The organism is Streptomyces sp. CO7 (assembly GCF_053474865.1).
Window position 1 is genome coordinate 95,602 of the sequence record NZ_JBRIOU010000009.1, and the last position, 5,046, is coordinate 100,647.

Below are 5,046 nucleotides of genomic sequence, written 5' to 3' on the forward strand. Positions count from 1 at the left end.
CCCACCCGACATCCTCCCCACCGGGCCGCACCTGCCCGAGAGTCACGCCCGTTCGGGCCTGCCGCCACCCTGGGGCCGCGGCCCGTGCACCGCGGGAGCCGGGGAGCCGAAGCCGCCCGTCTTCACGGGCCGCGAGGAGCCGCCGAGCCGAGCCGCGCCCTGAACGGGGAGCCGCGACCGTCCGGTGGAGCCGTCGCGGCCGGGGAGCCGCAGTCGGCCGGGCCCGTCGGCCGCCCCGGGGAAAGCCAAGGGGGGCCGGACAGGGTGCCTCTCCGCTCAAGAGGCGCCCTGTCCGGCCCCGGCTCGCGTGCCACGCCGTCCCCACGTGCGGCACGCTCAGACCTTCCGCCTCATCCCACGGGCGGCCGGTCTGGGTCTTCAGTCGAGCCCGAGAGCGGGCAGTACGGCCGACTCCACGAACCGGGCCATGTGGTCCGGGTCCGCGTACCGGCCGGTCAGGACCGGCCTGATCCGCATCACGCCGAACAGCATGTCCGGCACGAACGGCAGCGCCGGATGGTCGGCGGCGACGTCGCCCCGCTCGATCCCCCTGCGCAGGATCGCCTCCAGCGCGACGAGCTCCGGATCGACCAGCGCCTCCCGCAACGCGCAGCGCAGCTCGGCGTCCTCCGTGATGGCGTGCGCCATCGCCTGGAACAACCGGGTGTCCCGGTCCGACACCGCCCCGAGCGAGCGGGCGACCTCCGTCAGGTCACGGGCGAGCGAGCCGGTGTCGATGTCGGCGAACCCGCCCCGGCGGTTGGCGCGCAGCGCGGCGGCGACGAACTGGGGCTTGGTCCGCCACTGACGGTACAACGTGGACTTGCTGCACCGCGTGAGGGCCGCGACGCCGTCCATGGTCACGGCCTCGTAGCCGCTCTCACGGATCAGCTCCAGCACGGCGTCGAAGAACTCCCGCTCACGCTCCGGTGTGATCTTCGAGCGACGCGACGCGGATTCCGGCCGGGCTCCACCCTCCGTCTGCACCGTCATGACCGTTCCCCTTCCTCCGCCGCCACCCGGCCCGCTCTCGACCGTCCCTGCTCCTCACCCTATCCGCACCGACACCCGACCGTATCGATACCAACTAGTACCGGTACTCTATCGTACCGATACTGAACCGTTTCGATGATCGCGCGGCCGGCCGCTCCGGCATCCCCCGCGACGTCCCGTCCGCACGAAGGGCTGGAGATGAGAGCCCGTCCCGCACCCGGTGAGCGCAGACCCGCGACCGGGATCCCCGCGCGTCCCCGGGCCGGCCGGTGAACGCCACCGGGTTCGCCGTCGCCCTGTCCCTCGCCTCGGCGGTCACCTACGCCTCCGCCGCCGTGGCGCAGGAGCGGATCGTCGCGCGGGCCCGTCCCGGCGCCCCGCTGCGTGCCCTCCTGGGCACGGGCGTCTGGTGGGCCTCGACCGGCCTGAACCTCACGGGCTCGCTGCTGCACGTCGCAGCCCTGCGCTGCGGACCGCTGACCGTGGTGCAGCCGCTGGGCGCGCTCACCCTCGTCGTCGCGGTGCCGCTGGGCGCCCGGGCGGCGCGGCGCCGGGTGGGCGATACCGAGTGGCGGGGCACCGCGCTGACCCTGCTGGGCCTGGCCGCGCTGCTGCTCACCGTGTCCGGCCCGGTCCGGGAGAGGGCACTGTCACCGGGTTCCGCGCTCGCGGTGGCCGGCGGCGCGGTGGTGCTGCTGGCCGCGCTGTGCCGGCCTGCCGACGCCTCGGGCCTGCGCCGCGCCGCCGCGTCCGGGGTGGCTTCCGGGGTGGCGTCGGCGCTGACCCAGACCATGACGGTGACCCTGACGCGCGACGGCGGTCCGGCCGGCGTGGCGTGGGGGCAGACGGTCCTGCTGGGCGTCCTGGTCGCCGGATTCGCCGTCGGCGGGCTGCTGCTGGCGCAGTCGGCCTATCGCGGTGGCCTCGGCGCCCCGCTGGCGACCTCCACCCTGGCCAACCCCGTGGCCGCGGCCTGCATCGGCCTGTGCCTGCTCGGCGAGGGCTTCCAGGGCGGGACCCTCGGCGTCCTGCTGGCCGGGGGCGGGGCGGTCGTCGCCGCCCGCGGGGTGGTGCTGCTCACCCGGGGCACTCCCCGGCCCGCGCCGTCCGGCGCCACCGTGGCCGAGGCCATGGCCTAGCTCCCGCGGGCGGGAACGGTGCGCCCGGCAGGCCGACTGTCCCGGAGTGGGCCCGGCTGCCCGGTGCGGCTCTGCGGCCCCGGTGCTGACGGATCCTCAGTGCAGGCAGAGGCAGAAGGGGTGACCGGCCGGGTCGGCGTACACTCGCCAGTTGGCGCCGGGACGGATCCGGTCGGTCCGCTCCAGCACGGTCGCCCCCAGGGCGAGAGCCCGCTTCTCCTCGCCCTCGAGGTCGTCGACGTCGAAGTCGAGGTGGAGCTGCTGCGGGCGGTCCTGCTCCGGCCAGGCGGGCGGCTGGTACCCCTCGACCCGCTGACACGCCAGCGGGACGCCCTCGAAGCCGTGCACCTCGATCCAGTCGGCGTCCTCGGAGTCCGTGACGACACGACCCCCGAGCAGTTCCGCGTAGAACGCGGCGAGCCGGACCGGGTCGTCGCAGTCCAGCGCCACCGCCTGCATCTTCCGGATCATCCGCCGCACCCCTCGAAGTCCGCGGCCGCCCCGGCGGCGTCCGCACGAAGGGCGTACCCCTCGCCGCGGCCGTCATGCGGGACCACGGGACCACGGGACCCGGCGCCCGGGCGCCGCGGCGCCGGACACCGGGTCCGTGTGGGGGGACCTCCGCGGTCAGGCGCCCGTCGTACCGGCGCAGGCCGGTACCGGAAGGCCGTCGGCGGAGCCGTTCGCGGTGTAGCCGAAGGTCACCGTGCCCCCTGCGGCCAACGAGCCGTTCCACTGCGTGTTGCGCACGGTGGCACGGCCGCCGCTGGTCGTCAGCGTGCCGTTCCACACGTTGGTGACGGTCCGGTTGCCGAGGTCCCAGCTCGCCGCCCAGCCGGTCAGCGCGACGGTGCCGGTGTTCTTGACCGTCACGTCGGCCTGGTAGCCGCCCGACCAGGTGTTGGTGATCTTGGTCGTCGCCGTGCAGGAGCCGGCGCCCGGAGTCGGGGTGGGAGTCGGCGTCGGTGTGGGCGTCGGGTCGGTGCCGGTGGTGTAGGTCAGCCCGTGTCCGAAGGGGAACAGGGCGTCCTTGCCGTCACCCTGGTTGATCGGCTGCTGGGAGACGCTGCGCATCCAGGTCATGGGCAGCTTGCCGGTCGGCTTGTAGTCGCCGAACAGGACGTCGGCGACGCCACCGCCCTCGGTCCCCGGCAGCCAGGCGGCGACCAGCGCCTTCCAGTCGGGCAGTTGGGCGGCGATGTCGAGCGGTCGTCCGGAGACGAGCACGACCACCACCGGCACCCCGCTCGCCTTCAGCTTCGCCAGCGTCTGCAGGTCCTCCTGGTCGAGGCCCATCGCGCCGGTCCGGTCACCCTTGCCCTCGGCGTACGGGGTCTCGCCGACCACGGCGACGGCGGCGGTGTAGCTGCTGTCGATGCCGTTGCCGTACCGCTCGTAGGTCACCTTCGAGGAGTCCGTGGCGGCGGCCTTGATGCCGCCCAGCACGGTCGTGCCGGGGGTGATGGCGCCGCTCTTGCCCTGCCAGCTCATCGTCCAGCCGCCGCTCATGTTGCCGATGTCGTCGGCCGACTTGCCCGCGACGAAGAGCTTCGACGACTTGGCGAGCGGCAGCACACCGCCGTCGTTCTTCAGCAGCACCTGCGACTCGCGCACGGCCTGGCGGGCGAGCGTGCGGTGTTCGGCGGAACCGACCGTCGAGGTGTACGCGCGGTCGGTCAGCGGCTTCTCGAACAGGCCCAGTTCGAACTTCTTGGTGAGGATGCGCCGGTTGGCGTCGTCGATGCGGGACATCGCCACGTGGCCGTTGTTGACCTCACCGCGCAGCGTGCTGATGAACTTCTTGTAGTCGTACGGCACCATCACCATGTCGACGCCGGCGTTGATCGCCTTGCTCACCTCGTCGGCGGTGAAGCCGGTCTGCCCGTCGAGCTGGTCGACGGCGGCCCAGTCGGACACCACGAAGCCCTTGAAGCCGAGTTCGCCCTTGAGCAGGTCGGTGACGAGGAACTTGTGGCCGTGCACCTTGACGCCGTTCCAGCTGCTGTACGACAGCATCACCGAACCGACGCCCCGGTCCACCGCGGACTTGAAGGGCGGCAGGTGGACGGCCCGCAGTTCGGCCTCGGTCAGCTGGGTGTTGCCCTGGTCGGTGCCGTTCGTCGTCCCGCCGTCACCGATGTAGTGCTTCGCGGTGGCGAGGACCGAGGCCGCGGTGGATCCCGCGCCGCCCGTGCCCTGGAAGCCGTCGACGATGGTGGACATGGAGGAGACCAGCTCGGGGGTCTCGCCGAACGACTCGTACGTCCGGCCCCAGCGGTCGTTGCGGGCCACGCACAGGCAGGGCGCGAAGGTCCAGTCGACGCCGGTGCCGGAGACCTCCTCGGCGACCGCGCGTCCGATGCGCTGGACGAGCGCCGGGTCGCGGGTGGCGCCGAGACCGATGTTGTGGGGGAAGATCGTCGCTCCGCGGACGGCGTTGGCGCCGTGCACCGCGTCGATGCCGTAGATCATCGGGATGGCGAGCGGCGTGCCGATGGCCTGGCGCTGCAGCGCGTCGTAGGTGTCGGCCCAGGTGGTGGCGTTGTTCGGGCTGACGGTGCCGTCGCCTCCGGACAGCACGGAGCCGAGGCGGTAGGTGTTGATGTCGGACTGGGGGACGATCGAGTCCTTGTCCGCCTGCGTCATCTGGCCGATCTTGTCGTCCAGCGTCATCCGGCCGAGCAGGTCGTTCACCCGGTCCGCCACGGGGAGCGAGGCGTCCTGGTACGGCAGGGCGGCGGCCCCCATGGCGGCCTCCGCGGCGACGGAGGGCTGCGCGCCCGTCGACCCGGCGAGGGTGATGAGGGCGGCGGCGACGGACAGTGCGGCTGTCAGCCGGCCACGGCGGGTCGGTGGTCTCATGAGCGGGCCCTCCGGATTCGCGGGAGCGGAAGTCGAGCGGTGGGGCGGGGAG

Annotated in this window: 4 protein-coding genes; 1 reads left to right on the forward strand and 3 read right to left on the reverse strand. The window is 73.3% G+C overall.

Annotated elements, in window-relative coordinates; translation table 11 throughout:
* Positions 1-378: 378 nt before the first annotated feature.
* A complete protein-coding gene (locus tag ACOV8S_RS27005) occupies positions 379-993 on the reverse strand; it encodes a TetR/AcrR family transcriptional regulator (RefSeq protein ID WP_448320989.1) in 615 nt (204 codons plus the stop codon).
* 269 nt (positions 994-1,262) lie between these two features.
* On the opposite strand from ACOV8S_RS27005, the gene ACOV8S_RS27010 reads away from it, so the two are divergent.
* Positions 1,263-2,132 (forward strand): hypothetical protein, encoded by an 870-nt coding sequence (locus ACOV8S_RS27010; RefSeq protein WP_448320990.1) that lies wholly within the window; start codon positions 1,263-1,265, stop codon positions 2,130-2,132.
* A gap of 96 nt (positions 2,133-2,228) precedes the next feature.
* Here ACOV8S_RS27010 and ACOV8S_RS27015 read toward each other — a convergent pair whose 3' ends face one another.
* Positions 2,229-2,603 (reverse strand): VOC family protein, encoded by a 375-nt coding sequence (locus ACOV8S_RS27015; RefSeq protein ID WP_448320992.1) that lies wholly within the window; start codon positions 2,601-2,603, stop codon positions 2,229-2,231.
* Between the two features lie 156 nt (positions 2,604-2,759).
* Entirely contained in the window at positions 2,760-4,994 is a 2,235-nt protein-coding gene (locus ACOV8S_RS27020) for a glycoside hydrolase family 3 N-terminal domain-containing protein (protein WP_448320994.1), read from the reverse strand.
* Between the last annotated feature and the right edge of the window lie 52 nt (positions 4,995-5,046).

Coding starts and splice junctions, on each gene's coding strand:
- ACOV8S_RS27020 (WP_448320994.1), bottom strand. CDS start 4,994: ATGAGACCACCGACCCGCCGTGGCCGGCTGACAGCCGCACTGTCCGTC.
- ACOV8S_RS27005 (WP_448320989.1), bottom strand. CDS start 993: ATGACGGTGCAGACGGAGGGTGGAGCCCGGCCGGAATCCGCGTCGCGT.
- ACOV8S_RS27015 (WP_448320992.1), bottom strand. CDS start 2,603: ATGATCCGGAAGATGCAGGCGGTGGCGCTGGACTGCGACGACCCGGTC.